Raw genomic sequence first — 18167 nt, 5'->3', positions numbered from 1 at the left:
AGGGGGGCGTTCCCGGGGGGCGGTCTTTTCAGGCCGCGCCGCCGGCTGTCGCCGGACTCTTGGCGTCGCGGGAGAAAATTCCCAGAAAGATTCTGATCCGGCCGGACTCCAGGTTGGCCAGCACGTTGGCCGACTTGGTGCGGGCGTCGCCGGGGACAATAAGGCCCAGACCCAGCCGCTTGGGGCCCGGCGGGCGGGCAGGCGCGAGGGCGGCGCGGAACCAGGCGAGGGCCGCCGGCGAATCGTCACGGAAATCCAGGCGGGCCAACCCGGCACGCTTACAGCGGCGGGCGAAGTCCTCGGGGGAGTCCAGCGCATTCAGCGAATCATCCTCGGCCCAGAAGACGGGGAGGGCGAGCGGTTCGCCGCTCCCGCGCATCACGTCGTGAATCGCGAGCCGTCCGCCCGGAGCGAGCAGGCGGCGGACCTCGGCCAGGAGGGCGTCTTTGTCGGGGATGTTGGGGGTGACGAACTGGAGCCAGACGACATCGAAGGCAGCCGCGGGAAACGGGAGGTCGGGGGCGGAGGCGACGGCGAAGCGGACGCGGCCGCCCAGGCGGGTCAGATCGGTGAGCATGCGGGCAGCCTCGATGTAGTCAGCGGTGGCGTCGATGCCGACGACCCGGCAGGCGAACTCGGCGGCCAGGGTGCGGGCGGGACCGCCGAGGCCGCAGCCGATGTCGAGGACGGCGAGGCCGGGCCGGAGGCCGGCGGCGCGGGCGAGGGCGCGGGTGGCGTCGCGACCGCCGGCATGGAATTCGTCGAAGTCCGCCAGATCGTCGCGGCCCAAAGCATCGAGGCGCAGCCCGCACTCCTCGAGGCGGGCGAGAATGCGGGCGTTGAGGCCGCGCACGCCGTAGTGGCGGCGGATGCGGTCGAGGTGGTCGTCAGCGGTCGTCACCGGTGGTTCTCCTGGCGGTAATACGCACAACGCGGGGGAAGGGTTCACGGAGGCGTTTGGGGGCGGCGGCTAGTCCGGGAGGGGATGCGGGGGGAAGAGCCGGTCGACAGCGGCGCGGCGGTAGTCGAAGATGCGGCGCAGCGCCCGGCGGACCAGCAGCGCATGGGCGAGCTGCCCGAGCGGTCCCAGGGGCAGGGCGTAGGTGACGCGGTCGATGATCCGGGTGCCGCCCTCGGCGGCCACGAACTCGTGGGCGTGGTGCCAGAACGCATACGGTCCCCGGAGCTGAACATCGACGAACCGGGCGGGGGGGTCGCAGGCGGCGATCAGGGTGGTCCAGCGCACTGTGAAGCCGAAGGTGCGCAGGGTGTAGTCGATGAGGGCTCCGGGCATCATGTCGAGCGGCGGGGGAGTGAGAATCCGAAAGCGCAGCGCGGGCGGCGTGAGGCGCGGGAGGTTCTCGGGGCGGGAGAAGAAGGCGAAGACTTCGTCGCGGGGGCGGGGGACGAACTGCTCGCGCTGAAGCGTGTGCAGCCTCATTCATTCCTCCCGGCGGTGCGGCGGTTGCCGGCGCGGATGTAAGCGGCGACATCGAACTTGCGCCGCGCGCCGGCGGCGCTCAGGCAGCGGATCTTGCCGTAGACGTCGCGGGCGCCGAAGGCGCGGTCGTGCACGCCGCCGATGCACCAGGCGATGCCGGCGTAACCGTTGGGGTCGCGGCCGTCGAGTTCGTAGCGGTCGTTCAGGGCGACGGCGGCGGCGAGCGCCTCTTCGGGGGACGGGCTCCACTCGAGAATCTTCTTGGCCCAGTACATCCGGAGATAGCTGTGCATTTTCCCCCCGATGACCAGGTCGCGCTGGGCGGCGTTCCAGAGGGGATCATCGGTCTGCGCGGCCTCGAGCTGGTCCCGGGAGTAGAGGCGGGGACGGGGATCGCGACGGTGTTCCTCAAGCGTGATCCGGGCCCACTCGGGGAAAGCCGCGCACGAATCATAGGCGGAGTTGTACCAGCAGAAGTTGTCGGAGAGCTCGCGACGCACGATGAGCTGTTCGAGGAACGCCTCCAGGGCGGGGATGGAGCGGTCGAAGGGCTGGGCGTTCCAGGCGACGCGCTGAGGGGCGATCTGGCCGAAGTGGAGGTATGGGGAGAGGTCGGAATGGGCTTCGACGTTGGGGTCGTGGCCGTGATCGGCGTACAGGTGGAGACGGCGGTCGAAGAAGGCGCGCAGGAGGCGGAAGGCGGCCCGGGGGCCGGGGGCGAGCCAGTCGACCTCGGGGACGGATCGATCGACGCGCAGAGAGCGGCGGGCGGCGGCCCAGTCGACCGGGGGAGGTTCGCCGGGCCAGGCGAAGGGATGGCGGCGCAGGCGCGGGAAATCGGTGAGAAACTCCGGCAGCCGGCGGCGGATTTTGGGGCGGAGCGTGTACGCGGCGTACTCTTGTTTGTCGGAGGCCTCCCACACCGGCACGATGTTGTGGGCGTCGACCTGATGCACCGGGCAGGGGGAGGCGGCCGCGAATTCCTCGAGCCACCGCCGGTTGATCCGGAGGGGAGAGCAGTCGGCGACGACCAGGCCGACCTTGTGGCGGCGGACAAACGCGCGCAGCCGGTCGGGCGGAGCGCCGGCCAGGAGGAAGAAGGGGATGGCGAGGCGGCGGAGGTCGGCGGCCGTTTCTTCGAGGCCGCGGAGCATGAATGCATACTGGCGGAGCGCGGCGTCGAGATAGGCGGGGGCGAGGCAGAAGACGACGGCGAGCGGCCGGTGGCGGCGCAGCGCGATCTCCCCGGCGTAGAGGAGAGCCCAGTTGTCGGCGGCGCGCTGGTCGCGGCTCATCCAGTAGACGATGGGTCCGTCCGACAGCTCGCCCGGGCGGACGACGCGGACACGCCGCGGATCGACCGGGGCGGCCACTCAGCGCTCCCCATCGGAGGGGGACGCTGCCCGCAAGGAATCGAGGCCCTCGATCAAACCGGGGAGGTTGTCGACGGCGAGGGCGCCGATCTCGGCGAGCGTTCTCCGGTAGCCGTCCTTCGAGCGTCCGCCGACAATGATCCGGACCGCGGGGTCAAGCAGGCGGCGCAGGGTGCGCAGTTCATCGGCGAGGCGGGCATCATCGGGCGGGTAGATGATGCTGAGGGCGACGGCCCGCGCGGAGGTCTGGCGGGCGGCGCCGGCGATATCTTCGGCCGGGAGATTCGGTCCGAGGAAGGCGGTGCGCCAGCCGACCGAGGCGGCGGCCACCGTACTCACTAAAGCGCCGAATTCGTGGACCTGCCCGGCCGGGGTGGTGGTGAGCAGCAGCGGGGCATCCTGCTCGGCGGCGGCTGTCTCCGCGAGATGGCCGAGAAAGGAGCGGAGGGTGGAGCTGGCGAGGTGCTCGTGGGCGATCTTGAGGCGGCCGCCGCTCCATTCGGTCCCCACGCGGTCCAGCAGCGGCATGACGACCTCCTGAAGCAGGACGATTCGCCCGAGGGCGACCGAAGCCTGCAGAAGAACCGACTCCAGCCGGCGGGCATCAAGGTCCGCGACGGCTTCGAGAGCGAGTCTCACAAAGTAGCCGGGTGCGGGCGGTCCGGGAGCCCCGGCGCCGCGCACGGCGCCGAGCTGTTCGTAGGAGGCGACGAGGCTCTCGAGGTCGTCCTCCGGGAGGGTGGCGATCTGGCCGATGGCGGCGCCGGCCTGGGTGGCGCGCCGCAGCAGGGTGAGCCGGCGGACATCGCTTTCGGAGTAAAGGCGGCGGCGGGTGTTGGTGCGGGAGGGTTCGACCGCGCCGTAGCGCCGCTCCCACATGCGGATGAGGTGGGCGGAAAGGCCGGTCTTGGCAGCGACCACACGTATGGGGTAGAGCGCGTCCATCAGTCTATCTAAGTATTGTCTAATATTTGTCATATTGGATAACAGAGGCAAGGGATAAAAAGTTCACGATCTTCCATTCCGGTTTTTCTGCGCAGGTCGGGTGTTGGGGCGCAGGCATTGTGAATTTTCTCCCCGCCTGAGGAGAGAATGACATATATTGGCGGTGTGTACTGGGGATAAAATCCCCGGTGTTTGATGTATCACGGCGGAAAATGGGGCGGATCACATGAGGCAAAATACCCCGCCGGGAGACAGGCGGCCATCCGAAAACGATCGCAACTATTTGACGCTTATCGCCAATCTTCTTGCGTTTTCGCAACAGGAGCTTTCTCAAGGGGAGTTTGTGCGGGAGGCGCTCAGCGGAGTGTGCGATGCGGCGGCGTGCGGGCTGGGCGAATTGCGGTTGGTTAAGGACGGCGCTGTCGAGCGCTGGCGATACACGCGCGACAGAGACGAATTTACGCACGAGCGGGGTCCGGCAGCGGAGGACGAGGGAGCGGGAGATCATGCTGGGGGAGACGCGCGGGCGGAATGCGACGCTCCTTTGGAAGCCCTTATCGCCGGCGTGGCAGGGCGCCGGGCGGGGGGTGAACTGCCTCCGGCGGCCGACCGGGCGGCCTCGCGGGTGACCGAGCGGGGAGCCGTGAGTATCGATGATACCTCGCGGCTGTTCGCGGGTGTCGGGGGAGCGGACGGGGCCTGGGCGGAGCTTATGCGGTCGCTGGCGGTGCTGCCGATGCGGGTTGACCGCGACCGGGGCGGAGTGCTGGTGCTGGGTTCGCGGGAGACCTGGCACTTTGGACCCGAGACGATGGGTTGTCTGGAGGAGGCGGCGGCGGTGATCGGGGCGGCGCTGGCGCACCGGGAGGCGCGGCGCGATCTGCGCGAGCGGGTCAAAGAGATGACGTGCCTGTACGGAATGGCGCAGGTGGCGGCGAACCCGCAGGTGTCGTCGGAGGAATTTCTCGAGAAGTGTATCGAACTGCTGCCGGCGGCCTTTCGGCACCCGCTGGCGGCGCGCGCGCGGATCACGTTCGACGGGCGGACGGCGGGGGCTGCGGGATTTCCCGAGCGGGGAGCGCGGTTGGCCGCGCCGATCCGGTTCGGCGGCCGGCAGCGGGGGCTGGTCGAGGTGGCCTACGCCGAGGATCTTCCCCCCCGCGACCTCGGACCGTTTCTCCGGGAGGAGGAGACGCTGCTGCAGACGGTGGCGGAGAACGTGGCGGTGATTCTGGAGCAGCGGCAGGCCTCGGCGGAAGTGCACGGGCTTTTGGATCAGCTTCGCCACGCGGACCGGCTGGCGACGATCGGGCAGGTGACGGCGGGGGTGGTGCACGAGCTGAACGAGCCGCTCGGGGGGATACTGGGGTTCGCGCAACTGGCGAAGAAGGCGCCGGGGCTGACCGGGCAGACGCGGCAGGATATCGACAAAATCATCGCGGCGGCGCTGCACGCGCGCGAGGTGGTGCGGCGGCTCATGCTGTTCGCGCGGCGTCTGCCGCCGCGCAAGAACCGGGTCAACCTGAACGATGTGATCACGGAGGGGCTGTATTTCCTCGAATCGCGCTGCGAGCGGCTGGGGATCGCCCTGGAGCGGGAACTGCAGCCGGACCTCCCGGAGCTCGCGGGGGATGCGAGCCAGTTGTACCAGGTGCTGGTCAACCTGGTGGTGAACGCGATCCAGGCGATGCCGGAGGGCGGGTTCATCACGATCCGGACCGAGGCGACGGCGGCGGCGGTCATCCTGAGCGTCGCCGACACCGGGGTGGGGATGAGCGAGGGGGTGCGGGCGAAAGCGCTGCAGCCGTTTTTCACCACCAAGAGCGTGACCGAAGGGACGGGTCTGGGGCTGGCCGTGGTCAACGGGATCGTGGCGGCCCACGGCGGGACGATCGAGATCGAGAGCGAGGAGGGGAAGGGGTCGCGGTTCACGGTCCGGCTGCCGCGGCGTACGGGCGAGGATGAGCTCGGGGAGGGGCGCTGACATGGGCGGCGAGCGGGCGGCGATTCTGGTGGTGGACGACGCGCCGGACACGCTGGAGGTGGTGCGGCGGAACCTCACGGCGAAGGGGTACCGGGTGTACACGGCGCCGGATGTCGGGGCGGCGACAGCGCTTTTGGAGTCGACGCCGGTGGATCTGGTGATCACCGATCTCAAGATGCCGCGGGCGAGCGGGCTGGATCTCGTGCGCCACGTGCGCGAGAACCTTCGCGACACCGAGGTCATGATGATGACGGGGTTCGCCTCGGTGACGGGGGCGATCGAGGCGATGAAGACGGGCGCGGAGGAGTATCTCGTCAAGCCCTTCACCGACGAGGAGCTGTTCGCGGCCGTGAAGCGGTCGCTGGGGAAGTTGTCGACGCGGCGGACGGCGGAGACGCCGGCGGCGGCGCTCGAGTACGCGCAGTTCGGGATCCTGGGGGACTCGCCGGCGCTGCGCGGGGTGTTCCGGGCGATCGAGAAAGCGGCGGGGACGTCGGCGACGGTGCTGATTTCGGGCGAGAGCGGCACGGGCAAGGAGCTGGTGGCGCGGGCGATCCACTACCGCAGCCCGCGGGCTTCCGCACCATTCGTGCCGGTCAACTGCGGGGGGATCCCGGAGGGCCTCCTGGAAAGCGAGCTGTTCGGGTACGTCAAAGGCGCGTTCACGGGGGCCAACGAATCGCGGGCGGGGTTTTTCCAGACCGCCGACGGCGGGACGATCTTCCTGGACGAGATCGCCGAGACGAGCCTCGCGATGCAGGTGAAGCTCCTGCGCGTGCTCCAGGACGGAGAGGTGTACATGGTCGGGGCGACGCGCTCGCGGCGGGTGGATGTGCGGATAGTCGCGGCGACCAACAAGGATCTGGAGGTGCTCGTCGGCAAGGATCTCTTCCGCGAAGATCTCTTCTTCCGGCTGTCGGTGATCACGATCGCGGTGCCGCCGCTGCGCGAGCGGGGGGATGACGTGCTGGTGCTGGCGCGGCATTTCGCCGAGAAGTTCGCCGGCGAACAGGGGCGGACAACGCCGCGGCTGTCGGACGGCGCGATCGAGGTCTTTCGGACCTACAACTGGCCGGGGAACGTGCGGGAACTGGAGAATGTGGTGCGGCGGCTGGTGGTGATGAGCGATCGGGATGTGGTCGATATCCCGGACCTTCCCGCGCTGATGCGGTATTCGGCGCCCAAGGAGGGGGGGGTGGCGCGCCGGCTGGCGGAGGTGGAGGGAGAGTACATCCGGAATGTGCTCGCGAGGGTCGGAGGGAACAAGACGAAGGCGGCGGAGATCCTCGGGATTGACCGGAAGACGCTGCGGGAGAAACTGAAGCGCGGGTGAGGGGGCGAGGGAGCGGGGGCGGATTGCACGGACCCGACCAGCGGGAGCCGGGAGATCAGCGGCGGGAGAGGAACTCGAGAATGGACTCGGCCGAGCGTTCGCCGAGAGTTCCGAGGCGGTCGGAGAGTTTCTTGAAGGCGGGGTCAGCCATCATTTCGGAGACGAGCGAGTCGCGCCCGGCCCGGCGCGCGCTGCGGTCGGAGAGGGAGTCCAGCGCGCGCCAGCGCTCCTCCCAAGCCGACGCCCGGTCGGACAGGCGGCGGATATCCCAGCGCGTGAGGCCGGTGTCGAAGTTGACGAGGGCGGCCGCCGCGGCCGCGGTGCGGTTGCCGGAGGAGGAGGCGATTTCAGTCAGGGTGAGGGTGTCGACGAAGAAGTAGTAGAAGGCGGCCAGCAGGGTGGCCACGACGAGGGCGACGAAGAGGAGTTTCATCGGCGAATCTCCGGAGTCGACGGGCGAGCGGGTTTCCGCATGGGACCAAAGTAGGCGGGGGAAGAGCGGGAAGCAAGCGGAAAGGCCGGCGCCGGGGAGCGCCGGGCACGGGAAACGTGCCCGACCCGCCCGGCACCGGCGCGCCTTGCGACATCGTTTGGCCGGGGCCGGCCGCCTACTTCTTTTCTTTCTTCTCCCGCTTGAGACGGCGTTTTTCTTCGGGCGTGTGCTGCGGCTTCTTCTTCTGTTCTTTCTTCCCCCGGTCCTTACTTCCTTTGTCGGCCATGATTGTTCCTCCGTTTCTCGTTCTGCCGGCCGCCGTTGGGGCGCGGCCGGAGGGTGGATCGGGCAATCGGTCGATACTGTCCCCCTCATCATACGGAGGGCGGGGAGCGGAGTCAACGCTAGAAAAGACGCGGCCGGGGCGGCGCGGTCGTGCGGCGGGACCGCCCCGCGGGGGACCGGGCTCATTCGGCCCGCGCGCCATCCTCTTTATGAGAGGGCGGGAAGAGGGGGTGGTCGCCGATTCCGGTGTCGCGGCAGAGGCGGAGCCACTCCGGCGCGGGGAGCTGTCCCGACCTGAGGAGATCGAGGGTGTCGAAGGGTTCGATAACGGCGGCTCCGAGGACCATGCGGGGGTTACTGCCGATCGGCCTCTCGAGCGTCCAGCCGAGGCGGACGAGGAGGGAGGCGAGGGCGAGGGCGACGGTGACGGCGACCGCCTCCGCTGCCTGGGCCTGATTGGGGCCGGCGAGCAGATCCTGCAGGGGCCTGTCTTTCACGAAGGGCTTGGGATCCCGGACAAACCGCGGGAGGTCCTTGGGGGTGATGGCGAAGAAGAAGTGCCGGCGCTCGCGGCTCATGGCCTGCCAGCGGGCGGCGTGGATGGGAGCGACCTCGTCCCAGCCCACCGGGGTGAGCCGTTCGAATTCGCCTGCGGCGACGATCGCGCGGAGGAGTTCCCGCTCCTGTTCGGCGGGGTCGGAGAGGAGGTCGAGCGCGGGCCGGCGATCGGAGAGCGCGGGTCCGGCGGGGAGGGCCTCAAGGGCGGCGAGCCGTTCGCGCAGCGAGGGGTGGGTGTCGTACTTGTCGGTGGCCTCGGAGGCGAGAACCTGCTCGGCGCAGGCGTCTATCCGGGTCTGCATCGGCTCACACTGGAGAAAGAGAGTAAAGCCGTCAAGCAGCGGCGGAAGGCGGCGGGACCGGAGCATGGGCACGAACTCGCTCTGCCAGTAGGCATCGAAGGCGATGCCGCCCCGGTTGATTTTCTCGAGGGCGGAGCGCATGGCGGCAGTGCCGGCCACCTGGGCGGCGAGCCGGTCGGCGTTGAATTCCTGGCGGCGGGAAATGGCGTGGGTGATCTGCAGGAACATCCTGCCGTACCAGAGGAAGGGCGCCTGGAGGATGGAATTGTGCTCGTGCAGGCCGGCGATGGTGCGGACGATGGCGGCCCGGGTCTGGTAGATGCGGGGGCCGAGTCTCGTGTCGCCGTGGTGATAGTGGCCGAATTCGTGGGCGATCACGGCCTCGAACTGCGAGACGGTCAACTGGTGGAGCAGGGGAAGGCCGATCCCCATGAGGCGGTCGCCGCCGTGAAGGTGCGAGCCGCCGCGCTGGGCCACCCAGGCGTTGAAATCGGGAATCAGGTAGACGGTGCGGGGCATGGCTTGCTCCGTTTGACCGGCCACGCGGCGGATAACTTCGGCCAGCCGGGGGTGCTCGGCGAGACTCAGTTCGGGACCGGGCGGTTCAAACTGGTCCCGCCTCGGGACGATGGCCGCCAGAATTGCGCCGCCGGAGATGAGGCAGACGATGACCAGTTTCAGAATCAACTGGCCGGTGGCCCACGCGATGATGAACGGCAGCAGGATCGTGCCGAGGCCGAGGATGAGTGCGAGCGAGTAGAAGCCGATAGTCAGGGCCATGGCCACGGCGGCGCGACCCGCCAGAGATGAATCGTTGTCCGACATAGTCCCTCCATCCAAAGGGTCGGCGGACCGTTTCCGGTGTCGTCCGCACCCGCAGGAAAGCGTCGCCTTGAAGATCGGCCGGCCCTGCAATCTATGAATCAATAGCCCCCAGAGGAGCCGGGTGTCAACGAGAATTGATGGGGTGGGAGGGATTTTGGAGGGTTGGGGCGGGGAGGAGGAGGGGGCGTGGAGTGCTCGGCCTCGGGCGTGAGATCTCCTGTCATCATCGAGGAAAAATGATCCGGTGGGGAGAAATTCCCCGATAACGGTTAGTGGTTGAGCGGTGGTAATATAGACTTTTTGAATCGTCGAATGCGATTCCCGAAATGACAATTATCAGCATGCGAATCAAGCAAGTGCGACGATGCCGGGTTGGACGGTGGTGTGCGGGTCTTCAGAGAAAGCGAGCGCGACAGCGACTTGGCATGCAATCTGATAGGGGAGGGTGTGATGTATGGAGAAATTGACCCAGAATGCGACGATGTCGGGAGTGCGACAGGGATGGTCGGGTGGGACGGTTTTCCCCGTACAGGGCGGAGGGGCGGGTTGTGTGGTCGGGTGAGCGGACGGCGCCGGCGGGGCTGTGCCCGACGTGCAAGTTCCGCCGCGGGTGTGTCTTTCGGGAGAAGCGGGGGGTGGACGCGTTGTACTGCGAGATGTTCGAGCACCGGGCATTTGGGGACGGACCGGAGGGTCAGCCGTCCGCGCGTGAGAACGATACCGGCGGCGACGGGGGGGCGCGCGGATTGTGTGCGACCTGCGCCGGAGCGGCCACCTGTGCGCATCCGCGTCCTGAGGCGGGGATCTGGCATTGCGAGGAATACACATGAACATAGATCGATGTCGGTCGGAAGCTGCCCGCGGCCGGAGGACGGCGGCGGGCGGGCGAAGGGGTCGCCCATCGACTGCGCTCAGGGCGGCCGGGCGCGCCTGCGGCGGCGGACGATCGATGTGAAGCAGAAGGGCAGGCCATGAACACACAGGAAGTCCTCAGCATCGTGGAGAAGCACCACGGGAATCGCGGCAGTCTCATTTCGATACTCGAGGACATGCAGGCGAAGTACGGCTACCTTCCGGAGGCGATGCTCCGGGTGGTGGCGGAGAAGACGGGCCGGTCGCTGGTCGACATCTACGGGGTGGCGACGTTTTACCGGGCGTTCAGTTTGAGGCCGCGGGGGAAGCACCTGGTGTCGTGCTGTCTGGGGACGGCGTGCCACGTGCGGGGGGGGCCGGCGATTGCGCGGGAGATCGAGAAGCGGCTGGGGATCAGGGCGGGGGAGACGACGGCGGACCGGGAGTTCACGCTGGAGACGGTGAACTGCCTGGGGGCATGCGCGTTGGGGCCGATCGTGGTGGTCGACGGGCACTACTTTTCGAAAGTGAAGACATCGATGATCCCGGACATTCTCGCGCGGGCGAAGGAGGGGCTCGACGCAGTCCGGGTGGAGACGGACGAGCGGATCTTCCCGGTCGAGGTGAGCTGCGCGCGGTGCAACCACAGTCTGATGGATCCGCGGCACGAGATCGAGGGGCACCCGTCGGTACGGGTGACGGCCTCGTTCGGCAGCAAGCACAGCTGGCTGGCGATATCGTCGCTGTGGGGATCGTACACGGTGCACTCGGAGCACGAGATTCCGGCGGAGACGGTGGTGACGTTTTTCTGTCCGCACTGCCATGCGGAGATGATGGGCGGGGCGCCCTGCGCGGAGTGCGGGGCGCCGATGGTGCCGATGATCGTGCGCGGCGGCGGTATCGTGCAGCTCTGCTCGCGGCGGGGCTGCAAGGGACACATCCTCGATTTCGGCGGCACGGCGGCCGACTGACGGAGGCAATGCGATGAACGAGGAGACGGCATAAATGGCAAGAAAACTGACATCAGTCGATGACCTGGCGGGATTCCGGAGTCGGGTGATGGCGGAGCGGCGGCGGGCGGAGGCGATTCCGACGATCGTGGTGAGCGCCGACACGGGCGCCCAGGCGAGCGGCGTGAACGACCTCATCCGGCTGTTCAAGAAGCACATGCTCGACCGGTTCCTTCAGGAAAAACTGCGCCTGCGCATCACGGGGTGCCACGGGTTCTGCGAGATGAACCCCTACGTGACGGTGGAGCCGTACGGGCACTTCTATCCCAGGCTGAGACCGGCGGACGTGCCGCGGATAATCGAGGCGGCGCTGAGCGGGCAGCCGGCCGACGACCTGCTCTACCGCGACGCGGCGACCGGGACAGTGTACCCGCGGCAGAGCGACATTCCGTTTTTCGCGCGGCAGAAGCGGACGATCGTGGGCAACAACCAGAAGCTCGACCCGATCCGGATCATGGATTATTTCGAGAACGGCGGGTACGGGGCGCTGCTGAAGGCGCTGGAGAAGAACGACCCGGAGTGGATCATCCAGGAGGTGCAGACGGCGGGGATCCGCGGGCGCGGGGGGGCCGGTTTCCCGACCGGGCGGAAGTGGGCGCTGGCGCGGACCTCGGGGCGGCCGGGGCAGCAGAAATACATCGTGTGCAACGCCGACGAGGGGGATCCGGGAGCGTACATGGACCGCGGCGTGCTGGAGGGGAATCCGCACGCGATCATGGAGGGGATGGTGATCGGGGGGCTGGCGATCGGGGCGACGCGGGGGATCATCTACGTGCGCAGCGAGTATCCGCTGGCGATCAAGCACTGTCTCATCGCGATCCGGCAGGCGCGCGACCTCGGCCTTCTCGGGGAGAAGATTCTCGGGACGGAGCACGATTTCGATATCGAGATCGTGCGCGGGGCCGGGGCGTTCGTGTGCGGGGAGGAGACGGCGCTGATCAAGTCGATCGAAGGGTACATGGGCGAGCCGCGGCAGCGGCCGCCGTTCCCGATCGAGCGGGGGATTTTCGGCAGCCCGACCTGCATCAACAACGTCGAGACTTTCGCCAACATCCCGGAGATCATCACCCGCGGGGGCGCGGAGTACGCGAAGGTGGGTCTGCCGGGGAACACCGGGACGAAGATCTTCTCGCTGGTGGGGAAGATCCGGAACACCGGGCTGGTCGAGGTGCCGCTGGGGACGGCGATCAGCGAGGTGGTGTACGGGATCGGGGGCGGGGCGGCGGGCAAGGCGAAGATCAAGGCGGTGCAGACGGGCGGTCCTTCGGGCGGGTGCATCCCGGCCTCGATGTTCGACCTCTCGATCGACTACGACAGTCTGACCAAGGCCGGTTCGATCATGGGTTCGGGCGGCATGATCGTCATGGACGAGAACACCTGCATGGTGGATCTCGCGAAGTATTTCATGAAGTTCCTCAAGGACGAGTCGTGCGGGAAGTGCTTCACCTGCCGCAAGGGGACGCAGCGGATGTGGGAGATTCTCGACGACATCACCAAGGGGAAGGCGACGATGGAGCACCTCGACCTTCTGGCGGAGCTGGCGCTGGTGGTCAAAGACACGAGCATGTGCGGTCTGGGGCAGTCGGCGCCAAACCCGGTGCTGAGCACGATCCGGTATTTCCGCCAGGAGTTCGAGCGGCACATCCTGGACAAGCGCTGCGACGCGTTCGTGTGCACGGAGCTGGTGGGGGCGCCCTGCCAGTCGGCCTGCCCGATCGGGACGGAGGCGTGGCGGTATGTCGCGCACATCGCCAACGGCGAGTACAAGGAGGCCTACGCGGTGATCCGGGAGGCCAATCCGTTCCCGTCGGTGTGCGGCCGCGTCTGCCACCATCCGTGCGAGGAGCGCTGCAAGGCGGGCCAGACGGGGACCAACCCGGTGGCGATCCGGGCGCTCAAGCGGTTCATCACGGACCGCATCGACCCCTCGGCCTACACGCCCCGGCGGGAGGTCTGGACGGACGGTCCGGCGCCCAAGGTGGCGGTGATCGGGTCGGGGCCGGCCGGGTTGACGGCGGCCCACTACCTGTCCCTCAAAGGTTACCACGTGACCGTCTTCGAAAAGGAAGACCGTCCGGGCGGTATGCTCTACTGCGCGATTCCGGGATACCGGCTGCCGCAGGAGGTGATCCGCCGGGAGATCGAAGCGGTCCTCAACGACAATATCACGGTCCGGTGCCGGATGGCGCTCGGCAGGGAGATCACGGTCGACGGCCTTCTCGGCGAGGGCTACCGGGCGGTCCTGCTGGCGCTGGGCGCGCACGAAAGCAAGCCGCTGAAGCTGGAGAACGAGGACTGCGCGGGGGTGCACCCGTCGATCGAATTCCTCAAGGCGTTCAACCAGCGGGGCGAGGCGAGGGCGCGCGGCCGGGTGGGGGTGATCGGGGGCGGCAACTCGGCCTTCGACGCGGCGCGGGTGGCCCTCCGCCAGCGCGACGTCGAGAGCGTGACCATCCTCTACCGGCGGACGCGGGAGGAGATGCCGGCGTTCGCCGAGGAGATCGAGGCGGCCGCGCAGGAGGGGATCGACATCCAGATTCTCGTGACGCCGAAGAAGGTGCTGGCGAAAGACGGGAAGCTAATCGGGCTGGAGTGTCTGCGCAACCGGCTGGGGGAGATCGACGAGTCGGGGCGGCACCGGCCGGTGCCGATCGCGGGGAGCGAGTTCCGGGTGGATCTCGAGACGCTGATCGTGGCGATCAGCGAGGATTCGGGGGTCGACGCGATCGGCCCGGCGAAGCAGAGCGGGATCGCGATCACCGACTGGAACACGGTGAAGGTGGACAAGAAGACGCTTTTGACGACGCGGCCGGGGGTGTTCGCGGCGGGCGACGTGGTGCGCGGCCCGAACACGGTGGTCGACGCGATCGCCGACGGCAAGCGGGCGGCACGGATGATCGACCGGTACGTGCGCGGGCTCGAGCTGGCGGATGCGGCCGAGCCGGCTCTGCCGCGGGTGTACGTGCCGCCGGTGAGCGCCGAGCTCGACGACCTTCCGACGGTGGAGCGGGTGGAGACGCCGCGGGCGCCGGCGGCCTGGCGGACGCGCAATTTCGCCGAGGTGGAGGTGGCGCTGTCGGTCGCCGAGGCCCACTGCGAGGCGCGGCGGTGCCTGCGGTGCGACCTCGAGTTCACGCGGCCGCCCGAGACCGGGCAGGAAACGGATCACGACGGCGCGGTCGCCGTCACCGGAGGTAAGCAGCTATGACGACACTGGCAATCAACGGGCTTCGCGTCCAGGTGGAGACGGGTTCGACAATCCTGGAGGCGGCGCAGTTTCTCGGTTTTCCGATTCCGACGCTGTGCCACATGGAGGGGCTCACGCCCTACGGGGCGTGCCGCCTCTGCGTGGTGGAGATCGGCGAGGGGCCGGCGGCGCGGCTGGTGACGTCGTGCACGTACCCGGTGCAGGAGGGGCTGACGGTGCGGACGGCATCGGAGCGGGTGCTGCGGGCGCGGCGGATGATCATCGAGCTGCTCCTCGCCTCGTGCCCGCAGTCGAAGGTGATTCAGGACATCGCCTCGGCCCACCAGGTGCGGCAGCAGCGCTTCCGGCAGGAGCACGAGGACTGCATCCTCTGCGGGCTGTGCGTGCGGATGTGCAAGGAGCAGATGGTGGCCCAGGCGATCGGGTTCTACGGCCGGGGCGAGCACCGCGGGATCGGCACGCCGTTCGACGTGAAGTCGGAGGTGTGCCGGCTGTGCGGCGGGTGCATGTACGTGTGCCCGGCCTGCCAGTTGCGGTGCACGTACACAGATCCGGAGAAAGCGATCTGCGGCGGGTGCGCGAACCTCACCCCGCCGTGCGTGGAGAAAGAGCAGTTCCACGATATGATGTGCTACATGAAACCGTGTGTGGCGTGTGAAATTCCGAAAGACGCGAAATAAATGAAGGAGGACAGGACATCATGACGCTGACCAGAGTAAACGCCTCGGCGGCCACGCTGACGAAGAACCGGACGGAGGATTCGGTGGTCCCGACCTCGGGCATGTGCGTCACCTGCGTGGACGGGTGTATCGGGATGTGCGAGATCGGGAAGTCGGCCTACCGGGGGCACGAGGTGATCTACCCGCAGCCGTTCGGGGTGATCACGACGGCGGGGGAGAAGACCTACCCGGTCGACTACTCGCACTTCAACATCATGGGCACGGCGGTGGGGGCGCACGGGATCGCGGCCGACAGCGACAAGGCGGTGTTCCCCAATGTGAATCTCGAGGTGCGGTTCGGGCACGACCGCGGGATCAAGTTCCGGCTCCCCTGGATTATCCCGGGGATCGGCTCGACCGACATCGCCAAGAACAACTGGGAGGGGCTGGCGATCGGCTCGGCGCTGGCCGGGACGGGGCTGACGATCGGCGAGAACGTCGTGGGCATGGACGTGGAGGCGGCGATCAAGAACGGCCGGGTCGTCGACACGGTCGATCTGAAGCGGCGCGTGAAGCTGTACCAGGACCACCAGCGCGAGGGGTACGGCGCGATCATCGTGCAGGCCAATATCGAAGACACCCGGCTGGGGACGCAGGAGTACGCGATCGAGAAGCTGGGGGTTTCGATTGTCGAGCTCAAGTGGGGGCAGGGGGCGAAGAATATCGGCGGCGAGGTGAAGATCCGCGACCTCAAGAAGGCCCAGCTGCTCTACGAGCGCGGGTATGTGGTGCTGCCGAACCCGACCGATCCGAAGGTGATCGAGGCCTTCCAGCACGGGGCGTTCAAGGAGTTCGAGCGGCACTCGCGGGTTGGGATGGTGACGGAGGAGGGGTTCGCCGGCCGGGTCGAGGAGCTGCGCAAGGCGGGGGCCAAGTACGTGTTCCTCAAGACCGGCGCTTACCGTCCGGCCGACCTCGCCCGGGCGATCAAGTGGTCCTCCAAGTACGGTATTGACCTTCTCACGGTCGACGGCGCGGGCGGCGGCACGGGGATGAGCCCGTGGCGGATGATGAACGAGTGGGGGATCCCGCCGGTCGAGCTGCACACGCTGACCCACCAATACTGCACGCGGCTGGTGAAGAAGGGGGAGCGGGTGCCGGCGATCGCCGTGGCGGGCGGGTTCACGTTTGAGGACCAGATTTTCAAGGGGCTGGCGCTGGCCTCACCCTATGTGAAGCTGGTCGGGATGGCCCGGGCGCCGATCGCTGCGGCCATGGTGGGCAAGACGATCGGGCGGACGATCGAGACGAACCAGGTGCCGGTGTATGTCGAGCGGTTCGGCACGACCAAGGATGAGATTTTCGTCACGGCCCACGAACTCCGGCACCTCCTCGGGAACGAGGCGTTCGAGAAGCTGCCGACCGGGGCGCTCGGTCTGTACACGTACTACGAGCGGCTCGCCCAGGGGCTGCGGCAGCTCATGGCGGGCGGGCGGAAGTTCGCGACCGAGTATATCACGCGCGACGACATCTGCGCGCTCACCCATGAGGCGGCCGAGCTCTCCGGGGTCCAGTACGTGATGGACGTGGACAAGAAGGAAGTGGACGCGATCATGAATTAGCGAAGAATCCCCTCTTGCTCATGCTGTAAAGTGCGCGGCGGTCGCGGCAGTCGGCCGCCGCGCGCGTATGAAGGGGCGGACGGGCCGATCGTCCGCCGGCTTCCTCCGGCCCGGCGGGGGGATTTAAGATTGACAGCATCGCGAAGGGCGGGCTAGTTGGGAGAGTCGGCTTGCGGTCCGGGCAAGCCCGGCGGAGCGGGCCGGTCGAAGCAGAATCGGCAGGAGTTGAGCAGGGATATGGCGACACTACCGTTTGCGCAGGCGCTGCAGGAGCGGCTGCTCGTGCTCGACGGCGCGGTCGGGACGATGCTCCTGAACCACGGTCTGCGGGAAGAAGATTTCCGGGGGGAGGAATTCGCCCGCGAGGAGCCGGCGCGGGAGGGGGAAATTGGCGCGGGCGACCCGGGGGCGGCGGGGACTTCGCTCCGGCTGTACGGCAATCTCGACCTGCTCACACTCGTGCGGCCGGACCTGGTGGAGGCGGTGCACCGGGCCTACATCAACGCGGGGGCGGAGATTATCACGACCAACACGTTCACGGCGAACGGGCCGATGCAGGCGCGGTACGGGACGGCGCACCTGGCGGAGCGGATGAACCGGGAGGCGGCGGCGCTGGCGCGGCGGGCGGCCGACGACGCCCGCGACGCGCAGCCCGAGCGGGAAGTGTATGTCGCAGGTTCGCTCGGACCGATCGCGCCCGGGCCGCCGGCGGCGGGCGGCAACGAGGGGGCGCGCGGGAGCGAAGTGTCCGGGGAGGATATGCGGCGGGCTTACGCCGAGCAGGTGCGCGGGCTGGCGGCCGGCGGGGCGGAGGTGATTCTGATCGAGACGGCCATGAGCGTGGCAGGTGCGGCGGCGGCGTGCGCAGGGGCGCAGGACGCGTTTGCCCGGTTGGGGCGAGCGCTGCCGGTGTGGGTGTCGGCGACGACCGACGAAACGGGCGCGCGGATGGGGTCGGGGGAAAGTTTCACGGAGTTCGTTCGCGCGGTGGCGGATTTCGGGCCGGTGTGTGTCGGGCTCAACTGCGGGTACGGACCGAAGTCGATTGCAGAAGGAGTGCGGGCGCTGGCAGAGGTCACGGATCTGCCGATCGCGGCGTACCCGAACGCGGGGTTGCCGGACGAGCAGATGGTGTTTCCGGTGGGGCCCCCGGCGTTCGGGCGGTGGGCGGAGGATCTGGCGGCGACCGGGCTGGTGCGGGTGATCGGAGGATGTTGCGGGACGACGCCGGAGCACATTCGGGCGGTGAGGCGGGGGATCGGCACGAGGGGCGACGGCCGGCAGTAGGCTCGCCGGAGCGCGATCGCGGCCCCGCGAATGCGCCCCCAGGGCGGCGC

14 protein-coding genes are annotated in these 18167 nt (G+C 68.2%); 7 read left to right on the top strand and 7 right to left on the bottom strand.

The genetic code is table 11. The features are described 5' to 3' along the window. Nucleotides 1-28: 28 nt before the first annotated feature. The 5 genes from KA261_02715 to KA261_02695 form a co-directional block, all read right to left on the bottom strand. A complete protein-coding gene (locus KA261_02715; protein ID MBP7696699.1) occupies nt 29-901 on the bottom strand; it encodes a methyltransferase domain-containing protein in 873 nt (290 codons plus the stop codon). A 69-nt stretch (nt 902-970) separates the two neighbouring features. Beyond that, nucleotides 971-1441 carry an SRPBCC family protein gene (locus KA261_02710; GenBank protein MBP7696698.1) on the bottom strand — a complete coding sequence of 157 codons (471 nt, stop codon included), beginning with the start codon at nt 1439-1441 and terminating at the stop codon, nt 971-973. Then, on the bottom strand, nt 1438-2814 hold the full coding sequence (locus KA261_02705) for a deoxyribodipyrimidine photo-lyase (GenBank protein MBP7696697.1): 1377 nt from the start codon (nt 2812-2814) through the stop codon (nt 1438-1440). The genes KA261_02710 and KA261_02705 overlap by 4 nt, the downstream gene beginning before the upstream one ends. Next, a complete protein-coding gene (locus KA261_02700) occupies nt 2815-3759 on the bottom strand; it encodes a MerR family transcriptional regulator (GenBank protein ID MBP7696696.1) in 945 nt (314 codons plus the stop codon). A gap of 19 nt (nt 3760-3778) precedes the next feature. Beyond that, complete coding sequence (locus KA261_02695) at nt 3779-4225, bottom strand: hypothetical protein (protein MBP7696695.1); 447 nt, start codon at nt 4223-4225, stop codon at nt 3779-3781. 78 nt (nt 4226-4303) lie between these two features. On the opposite strand from KA261_02695, the gene KA261_02690 reads away from it, so the two are divergent. Continuing rightward, nucleotides 4304-5743: a GHKL domain-containing protein gene (locus tag KA261_02690; protein ID MBP7696694.1), complete on the top strand. Its 1440-nt coding sequence runs from the start codon at nt 4304-4306 to the stop codon at nt 5741-5743. 1 nt (nt 5744) lies between these two features. Next, a complete protein-coding gene (locus KA261_02685; protein MBP7696693.1) occupies nt 5745-7076 on the top strand; it encodes a sigma-54-dependent Fis family transcriptional regulator in 1332 nt (443 codons plus the stop codon). 55 nt (nt 7077-7131) lie between these two features. Here KA261_02685 and KA261_02680 read toward each other — a convergent pair whose 3' ends face one another. Further along, nucleotides 7132-7509, bottom strand: a complete 378-nt coding sequence (locus tag KA261_02680) for a hypothetical protein (GenBank protein MBP7696692.1) — start codon at nt 7507-7509, stop codon at nt 7132-7134. Nucleotides 7510-7976: 467 nt separating this feature from the next. Further along, entirely contained in the window at nt 7977-9479 is a 1503-nt protein-coding gene (locus KA261_02675) for a M48 family metalloprotease (protein ID MBP7696691.1), read from the bottom strand. A gap of 971 nt (nt 9480-10450) precedes the next feature. Between KA261_02675 and KA261_02670 the strand changes: the two genes are divergently transcribed. From KA261_02670 to KA261_02650, 5 genes are all read left to right on the top strand, one after another. Beyond that, nucleotides 10451-11302, top strand: a complete 852-nt coding sequence (locus KA261_02670; protein MBP7696690.1) for an NAD(P)H-dependent oxidoreductase subunit E — start codon at nt 10451-10453, stop codon at nt 11300-11302. Between the two features lie 34 nt (nt 11303-11336). Next, nucleotides 11337-14549, top strand: a complete 3213-nt coding sequence (locus tag KA261_02665) for an FAD-dependent oxidoreductase (GenBank protein ID MBP7696689.1) — start codon at nt 11337-11339, stop codon at nt 14547-14549. Beyond that, on the top strand, nt 14546-15229 hold the full coding sequence (locus tag KA261_02660; protein ID MBP7696688.1) for a (2Fe-2S)-binding protein: 684 nt from the start codon (nt 14546-14548) through the stop codon (nt 15227-15229). Before KA261_02665 ends, KA261_02660 begins: the two co-directional genes overlap by 4 nt. A 20-nt stretch (nt 15230-15249) precedes the next feature. Next, entirely contained in the window at nt 15250-16830 is a 1581-nt protein-coding gene (locus KA261_02655) for an FMN-binding glutamate synthase family protein (protein MBP7696687.1), read from the top strand. A 237-nt stretch (nt 16831-17067) separates the two neighbouring features. Then, on the top strand, nt 17068-18117 hold the full coding sequence (locus tag KA261_02650; protein ID MBP7696686.1) for a homocysteine S-methyltransferase family protein: 1050 nt from the start codon (nt 17068-17070) through the stop codon (nt 18115-18117). The last annotated feature ends 50 nt before the right edge of the window (nt 18118-18167 follow it).

This window comes from Candidatus Zixiibacteriota bacterium (genome assembly GCA_017999435.1).
Taxonomy (GTDB): domain Bacteria; phylum Zixibacteria; class MSB-5A5; order GN15; family FEB-12; genus JAGNLV01.
The sequence above is the reverse complement of the archived record's forward strand: the minus strand, read 5'-3'. Positions and strand labels throughout refer to the sequence as shown.

Bases quoted from the DNA above. Each gene is read 5' to 3' on its own strand.
- KA261_02660 (MBP7696688.1), top strand. From the start codon at position 14,546: ATGACGACACTGGCAATCAACGGGCTTCGCGTCCAGGTGGAGACGGGT.
- KA261_02675 (MBP7696691.1), bottom strand. From the start codon at position 9,479: ATGTCGGACAACGATTCATCTCTGGCGGGTCGCGCCGCCGTGGCCATG.
- KA261_02710 (MBP7696698.1), bottom strand. From the start codon at position 1,441: ATGAGGCTGCACACGCTTCAGCGCGAGCAGTTCGTCCCCCGCCCCCGC.
- KA261_02700 (MBP7696696.1), bottom strand. From the start codon at position 3,759: ATGGACGCGCTCTACCCCATACGTGTGGTCGCTGCCAAGACCGGCCTT.
- KA261_02665 (MBP7696689.1), top strand. From the start codon at position 11,337: ATGGCAAGAAAACTGACATCAGTCGATGACCTGGCGGGATTCCGGAGT.
- KA261_02650 (MBP7696686.1), top strand. From the start codon at position 17,068: ATGGCGACACTACCGTTTGCGCAGGCGCTGCAGGAGCGGCTGCTCGTG.
- KA261_02655 (MBP7696687.1), top strand. From the start codon at position 15,250: ATGACGCTGACCAGAGTAAACGCCTCGGCGGCCACGCTGACGAAGAAC.
- KA261_02685 (MBP7696693.1), top strand. From the start codon at position 5,745: ATGGGCGGCGAGCGGGCGGCGATTCTGGTGGTGGACGACGCGCCGGAC.
- KA261_02680 (MBP7696692.1), bottom strand. From the start codon at position 7,509: ATGAAACTCCTCTTCGTCGCCCTCGTCGTGGCCACCCTGCTGGCCGCC.
- KA261_02670 (MBP7696690.1), top strand. From the start codon at position 10,451: ATGAACACACAGGAAGTCCTCAGCATCGTGGAGAAGCACCACGGGAAT.